Below are 16622 nucleotides of genomic sequence, written 5' to 3'. Positions count from 1 at the left end.
ACGTCGTGTCAGGAAGGACGCCGTCCTAACGCCGGGTGTCCCCTAGGCGTCCTTCATGACACAGCTTCGCAGAAGGCCGGGTGGGTCAGTGACCCTGGTGGGTGTCACCGTGTCACCCCACCCGGCGTCGTCGTCGGTTTCACCGAGCGAACCTCAGCGAACCATGCTTCGAATCTGCCGCGCCGCCACCGAGAGCGTGGCCAGGTCCAGCCGGTTGACCCGGTTGATCTCGGCCAGTGCCGCCCTCGCCCGCCCGAGCCGGGAGGCGTTGGACTCCTCCCACTTGGCGATCTTCTCCGCCGCGCTGTCGTCGGGATCGCTGTGTCGCAACACATCCAGCGCGATCGCCCGCAGCGACGAGTACAGGTCGTCGCGCAGCGCGAGCCGTGCCAACGCGTGCCACCGGTTGCCGCGTTCCAGCTGGCTGACGGAGCTGAGCATCTGGTCGATGTCCAGGTGCTCGGACAGCGCGTAGTACAGCTCGGCGGTCTCCTGGTGGCTGCGCTCGACGCCGGAACCGGTGCCGCCCTCGCGCTCGGCCAGCTCGGCGACCTCGGCGATGTCGAACAGGCAGTAGGTGAACAGCAGCGCGGCGATCCGCTCGGCGAGCGGGGCCGGCACGCCGACCCCGATCAGCGACTCGGCCCGCTTCAGGGCGTAGTCCTTCTCCACGCCCTGCAACAGCGCCGGCAGCTGCGGCGCGATCTTCCTGACGACCGGGGAGAACCTGCTGATCTCCGCGCCGACCGGCAGCGGCTGCGGGCGGTTGGCCAGTAGCCACCTGCTGGCGCGGTCGAGCAGCCGACGGGTCTCCAGCACCAGCTCGTCGGCGACCTCGGTCGACACGACGTTGTCCAGGGCCTGGATCTCCCGCCACAACGCGGGCAGGTCGAACACCGTGGTGGCGACGGAGAAGGCCCGCACCGCGTCGGTCGCGGTCGCGTTCATCTCCTCGGCGAGCCGGTAGGCGTAGGAGATGCCACCGCCGTCGACCATCTCGTTGACCAGCAGCGTGGTGGTGATCTGCTTGCGCAGCGGGTGCGCGGGGATCGCGTCGGCGAACCGCTCGCGCAGCTCGCTCGGGAAGTACTCGGACAGCCGCCGCGCGAACGTCTCAACGTCGGGCAGGTCGGTGGCCAGCACCTCCTCCTTCAGCGCCAGCTTGACGTGCGCGAGCAGCGTCGCCAGCTCCGGCGAGGTCAGGCCGTCGCCCGCCTTGTCCAGCGCCCGGAACTCGGCCGCGCTGGGCAGCGCCTCGAGGTGGCGGTCCAGGCCCCTGCGCGATTCGAGGTCGGCGACGAGCCTGGCGTGCACGGACAGCATCGGCGCGGCGTGCGCCCTGCTGACGCCGAGCACCGCGTTCTGCTCGTAGTTGTCGTCGAGCACCAGCCGACCGACCTCGTCGGTCATCTGGACCAGGACCTCGTTGCGCTGCTCGCGGTCGAGCTTGCCCTCGGTGACCAGGTGGTCGAGCAGGATCTTGATGTTGACCTCGTGGTCGGAGCAGTCCACGCCGGCCGAGTTGTCCAGCGCGTCGGTGTTGACCTTGCCGTCGGCGCGGGCGAACTCGATCCGGCCGCGCTGGGTCAGGCCGAGGTTGCCGCCCTCGCCGACGACCTTCACGCGCAGGTCGGCGCCGTTCACCCTGAGCGCGTCGTTGGTCTTGTCGCCGACCTCGGCGTGCGTCTCGGCGGCCGCCTTCACGTAGGTGCCGATGCCGCCGTTCCACAGCAGGTCGACCGGGGCGAGCAGGATCGCCTTCATCAGCTCGGCAGGCGGGAGGCGCTTGATGCCCTCGTCGATGCCGAGCGCCGCCTTGACCTGCGGGGTCAGCGGGATGAACTTGGCCGTGCGGGGCCAGATTCCGCCGCCCTCGCTGATCAGCCCGCGGTCGTAGTCGTCCCAGGACGAGCGGGGCAGCTCGAACAGCCGCGTGCGCTCGGCGAAGGACGGCGCGGCGACCGGGTTCGGGTCGACGAAGATGTGCCGGTGGTCGAAGGCGGCGACCAGACGGATGTGCTCGGACAGCAGCATCCCGTTGCCGAACACGTCGCCCGACATGTCGCCGACGCCGACGACGGTGAACTCCTCGGTCTGGGTGTCCACGCCCAGCTCGCGGAAGTGCCGCTTCACGCTCTCCCAGGCGCCCTTGGCGGTGATGCCCATCTGCTTGTGGTCGTAGCCGACCGAGCCGCCCGAGGCGAACGCGTCGCCGAGCCAGAAGCCGTAGCTGGTGGCGACCTCGTTGGCGATGTCGGAGAACGTCGCGGTGCCCTTGTCGGCGGCGACCACCAGGTAGGTGTCGTCGCCGTCGTAGCGCACCACCTGCGGGGCCGGCACGACCTGGCCCGCGTCGAGGTTGTCGGTGAGGTCGAGCAGCGCCGAGATGAACATGCGGTAGCAGGCGATGCCCTCGGCGAGGCTGGCCTCCCGGTCGATGCCGGGGTCGCCCGTCGGCACTGGCGGGCGCTTGACGACGAAGCCGCCCTTCGCGCCGACCGGCACGATCACCGCGTTCTTCACGGCCTGCGCCTTGACCAGGCCGAGGATCTCGGTGCGGAAGTCCTCGCGCCGGTCCGACCAGCGCAGCCCGCCCCTGGCCACCGACCCGAACCGCAGGTGCACGCCCTCGACCCTCGGCGAGTACACGAAGATCTCGAACCTCGGGCGGGGTTCCGGCAGGTCGGGCAGCGCGCGCGGGTCCAGCTTCACGGCGAGGTAGGACCGCAGCGCGCCGTCGGCGTCCCGGACGAAGTAGCTGGTCCGCAGCGTCGCCTGGATGAGCGTGAGCAGGCTGCGCAGGATGCGGTCGGCGTCCAGGCTGGTGACGTCGTCGATCAGCTGGCCGATCTCGCCGATCAGCAGGTCGGTGCGGCCGCTGCGGGCGCTCTCGTCGACCGAGGGGTCGAAGCGCGCCTCGAACAGCCGCACCAGGGCGGTGGCCACGTCGGTGTGGCCGAGGACGGCGTCCTCGATGTAGTCCTGGCTGTAGGGCGTGCCGGCCTGGCGCAGGTACTTGGCGTACGCGCGCAGCACGGCCGCCTGCCGCCAGTCCAGGCCGGCAAGCAGGATCAGCGAGTTGAACCGGTCGACCTCGGCCTCGCCGCGCCAGGCCGCCGCGAAGGCCTCCTGGAACCGCACCCGGCCCGTGTCCAGGTCGGCGCCGGCGAGCTTGTCCAGCGCCGGCTGCTCGATGCGCAGGCCGAAGTCGTAGATCCAGCAGGTGACGCCGTCCTCGCGGTCCACCTCGTACGGCCGCTCGTCGACCACGACGACGCCCATCCGCTGGAGCACCGGCAGCACCTGGGACAGCGTGATCCGCTCGCCCGCGAGGTAGAGCTTGAAGCGCCGCTCCCCTGGCTCGGCGTTGTCCGGCAGGTAGAAGGACATGTCCAGGTCGCCCTCGGACAGCGCCTCGATCCTGCGGAAGTCCCGCAGGCCCTCGTCGGCGGAGAAGTCCTCCTTGTACGCCTCGGGGAACGAGGCCGCGATGCGCTGGCCCAGCTCGGTGGCGGACTCCGCGCCGAGCACGATCCCCTCGCCGCCGTCCGCGCCGTTCTCGGACAGCAGAGCGTCCACCATCAGGTCGTCCCAGCTGCGCACGGCCTCGGTGAGCAGCTGCTGGATGCGCGCGGTGTCCGGCTCGACCTGGCGGCCGGGGTCGGTGTGCACGGTGAAGTGCACGCGGGCCAACGCCGACTCGCCGACCCTGGTGCTGTACTCCAGCGTGGTGCCGCCCAGCTCGGCGAGCAGCACCTCCTGCATGGCCAGCCGCGAGGTCGTGGTGTAGCGGTCGCGCGGCACGTAGACCAGGCACGAGAAGAAGCGGCCGTACGGGTCGCGGCGCAGGAACAGCCGCAGCCTGCGGCGCTCGGCCAGCGCCAGCACGCCCGTGGTGGTCGCGTACAGCGAGTCGGTGTCGGTGGAGAACAGCTCGGTGCGCGGGTAGTTCTGGATCACTTCCAGCATCCGCTGGCCCGAGTAGGACTGGAGCGGGAAGCCGGCGCGGTGGATCACCTCGCGCACCCGGCGCTCGATCACCGGGATGTCCAGCACGTCCTCGTGCAGCGCACTGGTGCTGAACACGCCGAGGAAGCGGTGCTCGCCGGTGACCTGGCCGTCGGCGTCGAAGGTCTTCACGCCGACGTAGTACGGGTAGATCGACCGGTGCACGGTCGACTGGGCGCTGGCCTGGGTCAGCACCAGCAGCTCGGGGGCGAACGCCTGCGCGCCGGCGTCCGGTCCCGCAGTGAGGCTGCGGGCGGCCAGGCTGTCCTGGCGCAGCACGCCGAGGCCCGAGGCGAGCACGGCGCGCAGCGCGGCTTCGCCGCCGGTGGACGGGTCGTCCCTGACGACCTCGTAGCGCCGGTAGCCGAGGAAGGTGAAGTGGCCGCCCGCGAGCCAGCGCAGCAGCTTCGCGCCCTCGGTGGTCTCGTCGGCCGGCAGGGCGGGAGGCGTGGCCTCCAGCGCGTCGGCGAGCGCGGTGGCCGTGCCGACCATCTTCTCGGTGTCCTCGACGACCTCGCGGACGTCGTTGAGGACCGTGAGCAGCCGGTTCTCCAGCTCGCGGGCCCGGTCGGGGTCGGTGAGGAGGTCGACCTCGATGATCATCCAGGACTCCACGAGGGTGTCCTGGGGAGGGTCGGAGGGGTCGGCGCCGGGGAGCACCTCGCGCAGGTTGCCGGCGACGTCGCGGCGAACCACCACGATCGGGTGGACAACCCGCTGCACCTGCACGCCGCCCCTGGTGAGCTCGGAGGCCACCGAGTCGACGAGGTAGGGCATGTCGTCGGTGACGACCTGCACGACGGTGACCGGGCAGGTCCAGCCGTCGTGGGTGCGGGTCGGGTTGAGCACCCGCACGACCGGGCGGCCGGGCACGCGGTTCTCGGCCAGCCGGTAGTTCGACCGCACCGCGCCGGCGAGATCCACCGGGTCGTCGTCGATGACCTCCTCCGGCGGCACGTACCGGTAGTACAGCCGGATCAGGTCGGCGAGCTCGGGTGCGTTGGCGATGGCCCTGTCGATCAACTCGTCGCGGACCTGCTCCGGACTGGCCGTTCGGCCGCTACCGGGATCGGTGTCATTCGCGGCGTTGGCGGAACGGGACGGGACTCCAGTCGAGATCATTTTCAGGCGACTCCACGCTATCCGGCACCTCTGTGTGCCGGGTCCGCGTCCCACCCTAGTTGGCAGAGAAACCGCCAACGGGGAGGGGCCGGCGGGCAAAACCGGCTGGCAGCGAGCTGAATCGAAAGCTGAATCGAGCCACGTGCCCGCCCCGTCACAGCGGGTGCAGCGACACGGATTTCAAGATCACCGACTCAGGCGTCCGGCAGGGTCCAGGCGCCGTGCCGCGACCCGCTGTCCGGCGCGGCGGAGCGGGCCTCCGGCGCGCCGGAACCGGCGCGGAACCGGATCGGGCCGGTGGTCTCCGCGTCGGACGGCGGACCGGCCGCACCCGGCTCGACCTGCGGTTGGACGGCCTGCGGGCGGCCGCCCAGCACGATCGGCCCGGTGCGTTCGGCGTCGGACTCCTGGCTCGTGCCTGGCTCGGTCCGACGTTGGCCGGTATCCGCGCCCACCGGCTCGGCTCCCGACCGGCCCGACGTGTCGAAGCTCACGATGCCGGGATGCGACAGACCGCTGTCCTGCTGGCCCGCCGGCTCGGGCCCGGCCGGCAGCAGGGCCGCCGACCGCGCCCAGTCCTCCACCGCGTCGTCGTCCGGGTCGGCGCCGCTGCGGCGGCCCGTCTCGTAGGCGACCAGCGCCTCGGTGAGCAGCTCGGCGAGCCCGGGACCGCCCTTCCTGCGCCGGCCCCGGCCTGCGGACGGCTTGCCGAAAGCCTGCCCAGGCGCGCGGTCCTCGTCCCGGGACGGCTCGTCCTCGACGTCGGCCGCGCCAAGGAACGCGACCTCCGCCAGCGACGGCCCCGGTTCCGAGGGAATCCCGTCGGGTCCTGGCTCGAACGGCGACGGCACCGGCTCGGGCGGCGACGGGATCTCGTCGGGCTCGGCCGGCCGAGGGATCTCGTCGGGCTCGGGCGGCCGAGGGATCTCGTCGGGCCGAGGAGTCGGCGGCACCTCGTCCGGCAGCGGATTCAGGCCCCGGTCCCGGCGCGGGGCGGACTCGCGCGGCGAAGGTCCGTCCTGATGCTGCGGACGCAGGTAGGTGACGGCCCCGAACGACCCCGGCTCGGACGCCATCGAGGTGCCGGCCTCGGACTCGCTCGACGCGAACGCCAGCGGCTCGCGCGTCATCCGCTCGCGCGTCACCGGCGTTGGCTTGACCGGCGGGCCGTCGAAGCTCGTTGGCGCGAACGGCAGCGGGTCGGCCAGGCCCTCGGATGTCGAGCCGGCCGAGCCCGGCGAGCCCGGCGACGAGCCGAACTCCGGGGCCGACCCCGGCTCGGGGATCCGCGCCGCCGGCACGTCGCCGTCCGGCGCGGAGAACACGGCGCTCACCGGCGGACGGCCCGGACCGGTCGCCTGGCTCGGCACCGGCGGGACGGTCGGATCCGACGAGGCCGGGTCGTGGGCAGGCGTCGCCGGTGGGTCAGCCAGGATCGGGCTCTGGCTCGGCACCGGCGGCGCGACCGGCTCCGACAGCGTCGGAGCATGGCCGGCCGCGACGGAGTCCCCGGGCATCGGCGCATGGGCCGGCGCAACTGACGTGAACGAGTCGACCGACGCGGCGAACGGGTCGCCCGGCATCGAGGCCGCACTCGGCGGCGATGGCGCGAAGGGGGCGGCTGGCGTCGAGGCATAGCTCAGCGCCGGTGGTGCTACGGGATCCGCCGAGGCCGAGCCATGGGTGGCCCCCGCCGACGCGGACGAGTCGGGCAGGGTCGCGGTTGCCGCAGCGACCGGGGAAGCGGCGGGTTGTCCGACAGGCAACCCGTCCTTGCCGACCTTGGGCTGCGGCACGGTCGGCGTCTCGCCGAGATCGATGGAGGCCGGGTTGTCCGCCGCGCTCGGTTCACCCGACGCGACCGATCCACGCGCGGCCAGGGCCAACTGCTCCGCGACCGACTCGTACGCGGCGATCAGGCCCAGCCCGCTGGGCAGCTCCGACGCGGCCGTCCCGGCAGCGGACCCACCGGACGCGGCCAGGTCGTACGAGCCCGAGGAATCGTGCCCGCCCCCGGCCGCGTACGCCGAGTCCGAATCGTGCGCACCGGGCAGTCCAAGCGCACCGGACGAATCCCGCCCAACCCGCGACCCGTACTCGCCAAACGCTCCACCGCTCACAGGAGACTCACCCGGGTCAGCCGACCGCTGGCCGGAACCTCCACCGGCCGCGTACGCCGAGTCCGAATCGTGCGCGCCAGGCAGTCCAAGCGCACCAGACGAGTCCCGCCCGACCCGCGACCCGTACTCGCCAAACGCTCCGCCACTCACGGAAGACTCACCCTGGTCTGCCGACCGCTGGCCGGAACCCCGCGTGCCGGGCAGTTCGAACGCGACTGAGGATCCGGTCTCGCCGGCCGACCGATACGTGCCGGCCACCTCTCCCTCGGCCGCAAGCCCCAACTCGTCAGTCGGCTGGCCCCTGGTCCCCGCCGCCCCGCCAACAGCCGACCCGCTCCCGACGGTCAGCCCGCGTCCGTCGGCCGGCGTGCCCGCGGCAGCCGATCCGCCATGCCCCGCAACCATGTCGTGCGCCACCACCGCTTCGGGCCGCGAACCCGACCCGCGCTCGGCAAACTGCCCGAGGCTGGTGGTCGACCCGGCAGCGCCGAACGCCTCGCGGTCGGCCTGCTCTCCGCCAGAGGCCGGCCTGTCTCCGGCGGGCACGCCGAAGGGCGCCTCCTCGCCACGACCGGCGGCCGATCCGTAGCTGCCAGCCGACTCGACCGAAGACCGCTCGTGGCTCGCCGCCGTGTCGCCGAGCCGGACCTCCGCGCCGCGATCGGCGACGGAGTCGAACGCGGCGAACGGAGTGGGATCGGTCGATTGACCGGCGGGCTGCGGTTCGGGATCGGCGGACGTGCCTGGCTCGGGAGGCGACCGGTGCCCGGCCGAGGTCTCGGTCGTGGTCGTGGTCGTCAGCTCCTGTTCTGCTGAGTGCTCCACGTCGAACGAGTGCTCGCGCAGGGCCTTGGCCAGCGCGGCCAGTTCCGCCAGGCCGGGGTCGAGGAACGCCGGCAGCGGGGCCGGCGATCCCGTGTCCCCGGCCGACGGCTCGGGCGTCGCGTCGAGCGGGCCCTGCGTCCAACCGGGCTCGCTCGCGGTCGCCCGGTCCGAGTCCTCGTCGCTCTGGGACCGCCTCGGCGGCTCCACTCGCCATTGCAGGGCTGCGCGGCCGGCCGCGTCCCCGTGCTCGGCGGTCCGGCCCGGCAGGTCACTCGTGTCCTCGGCGGTCCGGCTCGGCAGGCCGCCCATGCCTTCGGCGGCCCGGCCCGGCAGGCCGCCCATGCCTGCGGCGGCCCGGCCCGGCAGGCCACCCGGGTCCATGGAGCCCGGTGACTCGCCGCCGCCGTCGGCGCGGAGGTCAGCGGCCGGCGATGCGGCGTCGCCGAGGTCGGTTGGCTGGCCTGCCTCGGTCGGGCCCGCGGAGTGGCGGCTCACTAACTTGTCAGGGTCGAGCATGATCGAGTTCATCGCCGGCCAGGACGCCGACTGGCGCTGGTGATCAGCCGGCGTAGCCGGCGCCTCGGCCGCCGAGGATTGGGGCTCGGTGTCGGCGATGTCGTCGTCGGACGGCGCACGTCGGCGTCCGCCCGTCCCCTTCGCGCCGGACAGGCGGGCCGCAGCCAACAGCGCGTCGAGGCCGGTGGCCGCGTCGCTGCCGTGGCGGGCGGCGCCGCCGGCCGGAGCCGCAGGCTCGTCGTGGGCTTCTGTCGAAACGTTGGGCCGTCGGCCTGTCGTCGGCGCGGGCGGCGACGTCTCGGGCGGGGCCGTCGACCGGGTCGTCGTCGGCACGGAGGGGTCCTCGGCGGCCGAGCGCTGCCGTGGTTGTGGCGCAGGCTCGGCGTCGGAGCGCACCGCGTCCTGGTTGCCGGGGCCGGGTTGCGTCGCCGACGGCTGGCCTGGCCCGGTGGGGGCGACCGACCACGCGGCGGAGGGATGGCGGCGGTCGGCCTCCGCGTCTGCCCGCGCCGTCGTCGTCGTTGCTGGTCCGGTCGATGCCGGGCCGGGGAGTGGCGGGAGGTCGGCCGGCTGTTCTGCGGACGACTCGTCCTGCGGGTGTTCCTCGACGGCTCGGCGGCGGCCGCTGCGCAGCGCGCCGGCCGCCGCGATCAGGCCGGCCGCCGGCACGGCCGCGCCGCCGGAAGTCTCCTGCGTCGAACCCGACGGCTGCTTGTCGGCCCTGCGCCGGCCGCCGCGCACCTGCTCGTCGTCGCGGAGATCCTCGCGGACGTCCTGTGGCGAACTCTCCTCACCGACACCGACACCGACACCGACACCGGCCTCGGCTCCGGCCTCGGCCTCGGCCCCGGCTGCGGCTCCGGCTCCGGTCGCAGTGTCGCCGCCGTCCGGTGCCACGTGGCCCAGCCGCCACCGATCGGCTGCCTGCGCCCAGGCCGCGGACAGCACCTCGGCGGTCGACTCGTCGCCGGATCGCCGGACCCGCCTGCGCACGCCCTCGGGCCGATACGCCTGGCCAGGTCGCCACTGCCGGCCCGGCGTGGCGGGCTCGGTCCCCTTGGGCTGGCCGCCGTCGACACCAGCGGCGCTCAACGTCTTGGCCGTCAGCAGGGCGTGGTCGGCCTCGGTGAGGAACACGTCCGCGTCGCTGCCCGGCTGGTACTGGGCGACCCCGGTGTGCACGGTGACGGTGTGCCCCGGCGCCAACCCGGCCCACTGCTCGGTGGCCAGCTCGGACCGCAGCTCCTCGGTCCACCGCTTCGCCTGCTCGCCCGTGCTGCCCGGCAGCAACACGGCGAGCTCGTCCCCGCCGACCCTGGCCAGCTCGGCGCGCTCGGGCGCGGTGCCCCGCACGCGCTCCGCCAGCTGGAGGAAAACCTGCTCCAGCAACGGAACCGAGTCCGGTTCGAGACCGCTGACGTCCAGCAGCACCAGCGACAGCGCCTCGCCATCGGTCGCCTCCCCGACGGCCTCGTCGAGGGTCCGCCGGAATCCGCGTCGGTTCAGCAATCCGGTGCTCTCGTCCGTCTCGGTCGGGGCGTCGCCGCGCTGGTGGATCAGCGTGGCGAACTGCTGGCGCAGCCCGGCGGGCTGACCACGCAGGCCGAAGAACTCGACCGTGAACTCCTCCGCGAGCCGCGCCCGGACCAGGTAGACGGACCGGGCCCGCCGACGCTCGGCCGCGTGCGCGGACCGCAGGCTGGTCAGCGCCTCGGTGAGCTCGCCGGACATCTCGTGCACGTGCGCCAACGCCAGCAGGCTCTCCGCGTGCAGCGAGTCGAGCTGATGCCGTTCCGCGCTGTCGGCGGCATCGCGGAGCAGGTCCCTTGCCAACTCCACCCGCCCTGCCGGCAGGTGCAGCCGGGTGGCGAGCGCGAGCCGAAGCCAGCCGGCCGTGGTGGCCGACGGGGCCCTGACCGGCAGCGCCAGCAGCGGCGCTGCCGCCGCCGCCGCGTCGCCGAGCTGGTCGGAGTCCATCAGCGCGCAGACCAGCTCGAGGGTGAGCTTGCCGCGCGCCTGCCCGTTGTCGGTGTCGGGATCCCGCAGTTGGTCGAGCAGCGCGAGGCCGGCCCGCGCGGACGCGAGCGCGGCCTCGAGGTCGCCCCAGCGCCGGTGGTGGGCCGCCGCCACGGCGTGCAGCAGCCCGCGCAGCAGCAGCCGGGTGTCCGAGTCCAGTTCCGGGTCGCTGCCGTAGAGCCGGTCGGCCTCGGCCAGCGACTCGGTCAGCTCCTTGCCCCGCCCCAGCGTCACCAGACACTCGCTGGCCTGCACGAGCGCCGCCGCGCGCAGCGACTCGGGCACGCCGCCCGCCTCAAGGACGGGCCGCAGGGCGGCGAACCCGGTCAGCGGTGCCCCCGCCGACCGGGCGCAGCCCGCCAGCTCCACCCGCAGCCGCCAGATCAGCTCCTGCTCGCCGGCGGCCTCAGCGGCCCGCAGCGCGCCGAGCGCCCGGTCGGCCACCCGCACCCCGCGCCCGAGGCGGTTGCTGGCGAACACGACCAGCGACTCGGCGCGCAGCCGGTCCGGTTCGTCCCGGCGGGCAGCGGCGAGCGCGGCGGCTCGTTCGCCGAGCACCAGAGTCAACTCCGGTGCTCGCCAACGCAGCCGCCAGGCGGGCACGACAAGCGTGCTCACCTCGACGTCCGCCTGCGCTTCGCCCCTGGCCGCCACGACGTCGATGCCTGCTCAGCCGCGTGTCAGCTTGCGGTAGGTGACCCGGTGCGGCCTGGCCGCGTCGGCTCCCATGCGCTCGACCTTGTTCTTCTCATAGCCCTCGAAGTTGCCCTCGAACCAGAACCACTTGGCCGGGTCCTCGGCGGTGCCCTCCCAGGCGAGGATGTGCGTGGCCACCCGGTCGAGGAACCACCGGTCGTGGGAGATGACCACCGCGCAGCCCGGGAACTGCTCGAGCGCGTTCTCCATCGACCCGAGGGTTTCCACGTCCAGGTCGTTGGTCGGCTCGTCGAGCAGGATCAGGTTGCCGCCCTGCTTGAGGGTCATCGCCAGGTTCAGCCGGTTGCGCTCACCGCCGGAGAGCACGCCGGAGGGCTTCTGCTGGTCCGGTCCCTTGAAGCCGAACGCGCTGACGTAGGCGCGCGAGGGCATCTCCACGTTGCCGACCTGGATGTAGTCCAGGCCGCCGGAGACCGTCTGCCAGACCGTCTTCTTCGGGTCGAGACCCGCCCGGTTCTGGTCGACGTAGGACAGCTTCACTGTCTCGCCGATCTTGACGGTGCCCTCGTCCGCCTTCTCGAGGCCGACGATCGTCTTGAACAGCGTGGTCTTGCCGACGCCGTTCGGGCCGATCACGCCGATGATGCCGTTACGGGGCAGGTCGAAGGTCAGGCCGTCGATGAGGACCCGGTCGCCGAAGCCCTTCTTCAGGTTCGCCACGTCGACCACGACGTTGCCGAGGCGCGGGCCCGGCGGGATCTGGATCTCCTCGAAGTCGAGCTTGCTGGTCTTCTCCGCCTCGGCGGCCATCTCCTCGTAGCGTTCGAGCCGCGACCTGGACTTGGTCTGGCGAGCCTTGGCGTTGGACCGCACCCAGGCCAGCTCGTCCTTGAGCCGCTTCTGGAGCTTCTGGTCCTTCTTGCCCTGGACCGCCAGCCGCTCGGCCTTCTTCTCCAGGTAGGTGGAGTAGTTGCCCTCGTACGGGTAGAGGTGCCCCCGGTCGATCTCCAGGATCCACTCGGCGAGGTTGTCCAGGAAGTACCGGTCGTGGGTCACGGCGAGCACGGCGCCGGCGTACTTGGACAGGTGCTGTTCGAGCCACAGCACGCTCTCGGCGTCCAGGTGGTTGGTCGGCTCGTCCAGTAGCAGCAGGTCGGGCTTGCTCAGCAGCAGCTTGCACAGGGCGACCCGGCGGCGCTCGCCACCGGAGAGCTTCGAAACTTCAGCGTCCGGCGGCGGGCAGCGCAGCGCGTCCATCGCCTGTTCCAGCTGCGAGTCGAGGTCCCACGCGTCAGCGTGGTCCAGCTCCTCCTGGAGCTGACCCATCTCCTCGATCAGCTCGTCGGAGTAGTCGGTCTCCAACTGCTTGGCGATCTCGTTGTAGCGGTCGAGCTTGACCTTGATCTCGCCGACCCCCTCCTCGACGTTGCCGAGGACGGTCTTCTCCTCGTTGAGCGGCGGCTCCTGCTGGAGGATCCCCACGGTGTAGCCGGGGGACAGGAAGGCCTCGCCGTTGTTCGGCTGGTCCAACCCGGCCATGATCTTGAGCACGCTCGACTTGCCGGCGCCGTTAGGCCCGACAACACCGATCTTGGCGCCAGGGAGGAACTGGAGAGTGACGTCATCAAGGATGACCTTGTCCCCGTGCGCCTTGCGCACCTTCTTCATGGTGTAGATGAACTCGGCCATGGCAGCGATCGTAGAGCGGCAGCCGACGGGCCAGAACCACGGTCGCCAGCAGCGGGCCTCGGGACACGACAGAGTTAACGCGAAAGAGCGTCCCGCCGGGTGGTGATTCCACCGCCTCGACGCCGCTGCGCATCCCTCCGGCAGGGCGTTGACCAGCCCGTCCGCTGATCGCCCCGCCGACCGGCCGGGGTCGAGACCCTCCCGCGTTCGCGGGAGCCCGGACTCCGCCGATTCCCCAAAACCTGATGACCGTGGCCGCCCACGCGGCCGACCCTCGACCTTCCCTCCTTCGGTGACTCGTGCACGCACCAGATGATCTTGGGTGGATTCGCCCCGCCTCGGCGGTGTGTCCTGATTCGGTGTGCTGACTTGTGTTTCCCGCCGGCTCGGCGCCCATCCGACCCGCCCGTCCGACAGGCTCAGGCGGCCACCTCCGCCGCGGTCTGCCGCGCCGCGTGGCGCGCCGTGCCCGATCCGGCCTCGGCGGCGGCGCTGCTGTCCGCGTCGACGGACGCGTCGAGGCCCTCGGCGGCCCGCGCGGTGTCCAGCGGCGTCGAGTCGGGCCGATCGGCCTGCCTGCGGTTGCGTGCCAGGGTGGCGACGCACCTGGTCAGGTCGGGGCCGACCGAGACCGCGGTGAGTTCGACGCTGAACTTCGCCTGGCCCTCCGCTTCGTAGCTTCTCGTGTAGAGCCGGCCGGTGACCACCACCGGATCCCCCATGGCGAGCGACGCGACGACCCCGTCGGCGAGCCGTTTCCAGCAGGTGACGTTGACGAACAGCTGTTCGCCGTCCCCCCACTGACCCGTCTGGTTGTCATATCTGCGCTCCGTGCTGCGGACCCTGAAGCGGGCCAGGTTGACGCCGTCCGTGGTCTGCCGTTCGTTCACCTTGCTGATCACCGTGCCCACGATCGTCGTGATCGTCTCGTTCACACCCATGTCCGTGCTCCCTTCCGCTCGTCGCCGACGGGTCGCCGGCCTGTCCAGCATCGACGGCCGGGCCGGGCCCACCAACCGTGACCTGCGGATCTGTGGATGAACGGACCTGTTGTGGATAACCGCCCCGGAATTCCGCCGCGCGGCCGGGCAGTGTCGGGGAGCTGTGCTATCGGACACAGTTTGAATGAGTGAGGGCTCACTCGTTGACTTGAGTGAGTCCTCACTCATAAGCTCGTGCCATGTCCGAAGCAGAACCGGCCCGCCGACGCCGAGCTCCCGCGATGAGCCTCGACGAGCGTCGCGCGGCCATCGTCGCCGCCACGCTCCCGCTGCTGCCCGAGCACGGCGCGAACGTGACCACCAAACAGATCGCCACCGCCGCCGGCATCGCCGAAGGCACCGTGTTCCGGGCGTTCAAGGACAAGCAGGAGCTGCTCACCACCTGCCTGGAAGTCGCCATGCGCGCCGACGCCGAGGTCGACCAGATCACCCGCATCCCCACCTCGACCCCGCTGACCGAGCGGCTCGCCGAGGCGACGGACGCGGTCTCCGGCTACCTCGACCGGCTGTGGTCGCTCATGCAGACCATGCACCGCTCCGGCTTCGACCCCCGGCGCGAGCACGAGGCCGAGGGCAGCAGGAAGGGTCCAAGGGAACAGATGCAGCGGGTGTCCACCGCCATCGCCGAGCTGCTCGCCCCCGAGGCCGACTCACTGCGGCTGACCCCGGACCTCACCGCGCGGCTGCTGCTCGGGCTGGTCTTCACCAATCGCATGCAGGGCAAGGGATTCGGCGACGAGGCGGACGACGCAGCCGAGCCTGCCCAGCTCGTCGAGGTCTTCCTGCACGGCGCACTCAACTCCACTGGGGGAAGGAAGAAATGAACGAACCGATGATCGAGGCCGTCGACGTGACCAAGACGTTCGGCGCGCTGACCGCGCTGGACTCGGTCAGCGTCACCGTGCCGAGGGGCACCGTGCTCGGACTGCTCGGCCACAACGGCGCCGGCAAGACCACCCTGGTCAACGTCCTCACCACGATGCTGCCGCCGACGTCCGGCACCGCACGGGTCGCCGGGCTCGACGTGGTCCGCAAGGCGCACCAGGTGCGCAGCCGGATCGGCCTCACCGGGCAGTTCGCCGCCGTCGACGAACAGCTCTCCGGCACCGACAACCTCGTGCTGATCGCCAGGCTGCTCGGCGCGAGTCCGCGCGAGGCCAGGGCTCGGGCCGCCGAGCTGATGGACCTGTTCGACCTCGCCGACGCCGCAAGGCGACCGGCCCGCACCTACTCCGGCGGCATGCGTCGGCGGCTCGACCTCGCCGCGAGCCTGGTCGGCCGGCCCGACGTGATCTTCCTCGACGAACCGACCACCGGGCTCGACCCGACCAGCCGGCTGGCCATGTGGGAGATCGTGGAGAACCTGGTCGGCGACGGCACCACCGTCCTGCTCACCACCCAGTACCTCGAGGAAGCCGACCGGCTGGCCGACTCGATCACCGTCCTGTCCGCCGGCCGTGTGGTCGCCTCCGGCACCGCGGCCGAGCTGAAGGCGGAGGTCGGTCAGCGCACCGTCACCGTCACCCTGGCCGCCGATGCCGAGGTGCCACAGGCGATGCGTGCCATGGAGGGCGCGGGTTTCCAGCCGGTGCACGACACCGAACGGATCGCGCTGACCACTCCCGTCACCGCGTCCCGCGACCTCGCGGTCGTCGTGCGCGCCCTCGACGAGGTCGGCATCGAGGCCGCCGAACTCGCTCTCGGCGAACCGACGCTCGACGACGTGTATCTCGCCCTCGCACACCACTCCGCCGCAGCCTGAGCGACCAGCAGGAGACACCGATGACGTCAACGCTCACCGCCGAACCACGCACCGCCGAGCCGCTGGCCGGCCCGAGCACGTGGCACGGCAGCGGACTCGGCACGCAGATTCTCGTGCTGACAACCAGATCCCTGCGCGCCGTGGTGCGCGATCCCCGCATGATCATCTTCAGTCTGTTGCAGCCGCTGATCATGCTGCTGCTGTTCAGCCAGATCTTCAGCAGCATCGCCAACACGCCGGACTTCCCGCGCGGGGTGAACTACATCGACTACCTGATGCCGGCCATCCTGGTGAACACGGCGATGCAGTCCGCGTTGCAGGCCGGGGTCGGGCTGATCAACGACATGAAGAACGGCGTACTGGCCAGGTTCCGGTCGCTGCCGATCCGACTCGGCTCCGTGCTCGTCGCGCGCAGCCTGTCCGACCTCGTCCGCACGGCCATCCAACTGCTGGTCATGCTGCTGTTCGCGACGGTGCTGTTCGGCTTCTCGCCGTCGGGCGGCGTGCTCGGCGTGCTGGCGGCGCTGGCGCTCGCGCTGGTGGTCGGCTGGGGGCTCAGCTGGGCGTTCCTGGCCATCGCCACCTGGCTGCGCAACGCGGAGGTCATGCAGATGGTCGGCTTCCTCGCGATGTTCCCGCTCATGTTCGCCTCCAGCGCGTACGTGCCGGTGCGCGGCCTGCCCGGCTGGCTCCAGGCGGTCGCCAACGTGAACCCGCTCACCCACGCCGTCGACGCGGCGCGCAACCTCGCGCTGAGCCACCCCGTCGGCGGCGGGGCGCTCGCCGCGATCGTGACGAGCCTGGTCATCGCGGCGGTCGGCGCGGTCTTCGCGGTGCGGGGATTCCGCCGGCCGCTGTAGCGAGCGCGTTTCGCCGGCCGCTGTAGCAAGCGCGTTTCGCGGACTC

At 72.0% G+C, this 16622-nt stretch carries 7 protein-coding genes; 3 read left to right on the top strand and 4 right to left on the bottom strand.

Annotated features, from left to right (window positions below; genetic code table 11):
• Positions 1 to 153: 153 nt before the first annotated feature.
• The 4 genes from F0L68_RS05200 to F0L68_RS05185 all read right to left on the bottom strand — a co-directional run bounded on the left by F0L68_RS05200 (position 154) and on the right by F0L68_RS05185 (position 13894).
• Positions 154 to 5130 carry an NAD-glutamate dehydrogenase gene (locus F0L68_RS05200; RefSeq protein ID WP_149848275.1) on the bottom strand — a complete coding sequence of 1659 codons (4977 nt, stop codon included), beginning with the start codon at positions 5128 to 5130 and terminating at the stop codon, positions 154 to 156.
• A 194-nt stretch (positions 5131 to 5324) separates the two neighbouring features.
• Positions 5325 to 11225, bottom strand: a complete 5901-nt coding sequence (locus tag F0L68_RS05195; RefSeq protein WP_149848274.1) for a diguanylate cyclase domain-containing protein — start codon at positions 11223 to 11225, stop codon at positions 5325 to 5327.
• A 51-nt stretch (positions 11226 to 11276) separates the two neighbouring features.
• Positions 11277 to 12953, bottom strand: a complete 1677-nt coding sequence (ettA, locus tag F0L68_RS05190; protein ID WP_149848273.1) for an energy-dependent translational throttle protein EttA — start codon at positions 12951 to 12953, stop codon at positions 11277 to 11279.
• A 419-nt stretch (positions 12954 to 13372) separates the two neighbouring features.
• Positions 13373 to 13894: a single-stranded DNA-binding protein gene (locus tag F0L68_RS05185; RefSeq protein ID WP_188316401.1), complete on the bottom strand. Its 522-nt coding sequence runs from the start codon at positions 13892 to 13894 to the stop codon at positions 13373 to 13375.
• A 239-nt stretch (positions 13895 to 14133) separates the two neighbouring features.
• Here F0L68_RS05185 and F0L68_RS05180 point away from each other — a divergent pair, with 239 nt between their 5' ends.
• The 3 genes from F0L68_RS05180 to F0L68_RS05170 are packed head-to-tail and all read left to right on the top strand — an operon-like array spanning position 14134 to position 16576.
• Positions 14134 to 14778 carry a TetR/AcrR family transcriptional regulator gene (locus tag F0L68_RS05180; protein ID WP_223198508.1) on the top strand — a complete coding sequence of 215 codons (645 nt, stop codon included), beginning with the start codon at positions 14134 to 14136 and terminating at the stop codon, positions 14776 to 14778.
• Positions 14775 to 15716 carry an ATP-binding cassette domain-containing protein gene (locus F0L68_RS05175; RefSeq protein WP_149848270.1) on the top strand — a complete coding sequence of 314 codons (942 nt, stop codon included), beginning with the start codon at positions 14775 to 14777 and terminating at the stop codon, positions 15714 to 15716. Before F0L68_RS05180 ends, F0L68_RS05175 begins: the two co-directional genes overlap by 4 nt.
• A gap of 20 nt (positions 15717 to 15736) precedes the next feature.
• Positions 15737 to 16576 (top strand): ABC transporter permease, encoded by an 840-nt coding sequence (locus tag F0L68_RS05170; protein WP_149848269.1) that lies wholly within the window; start codon positions 15737 to 15739, stop codon positions 16574 to 16576.
• Positions 16577 to 16622: the final 46 nt, after the last annotated feature.

Origin of the sequence: Solihabitans fulvus, from assembly GCF_008386585.1 — a bacterium.
Lineage (GTDB): Bacteria > Actinomycetota > Actinomycetes > Mycobacteriales > Pseudonocardiaceae > Solihabitans > Solihabitans fulvus.
Note: the sequence above shows the minus strand (reverse complement) of the source record. Positions and strands in the feature narration are given on the sequence as shown.

Coding starts and splice junctions, on each gene's coding strand:
- F0L68_RS05200 (WP_149848275.1), bottom strand. CDS start 5,130: ATGATCTCGACTGGAGTCCCGTCCCGTTCCGCCAACGCCGCGAATGAC.
- ettA (WP_149848273.1), bottom strand. CDS start 12,953: ATGGCCGAGTTCATCTACACCATGAAGAAGGTGCGCAAGGCGCACGGG.
- F0L68_RS05185 (WP_188316401.1), bottom strand. CDS start 13,894: ATGGGTGTGAACGAGACGATCACGACGATCGTGGGCACGGTGATCAGC.
- F0L68_RS05180 (WP_223198508.1), top strand. CDS start 14,134: ATGTCCGAAGCAGAACCGGCCCGCCGACGCCGAGCTCCCGCGATGAGC.
- F0L68_RS05175 (WP_149848270.1), top strand. CDS start 14,775: ATGAACGAACCGATGATCGAGGCCGTCGACGTGACCAAGACGTTCGGC.
- F0L68_RS05170 (WP_149848269.1), top strand. CDS start 15,737: ATGACGTCAACGCTCACCGCCGAACCACGCACCGCCGAGCCGCTGGCC.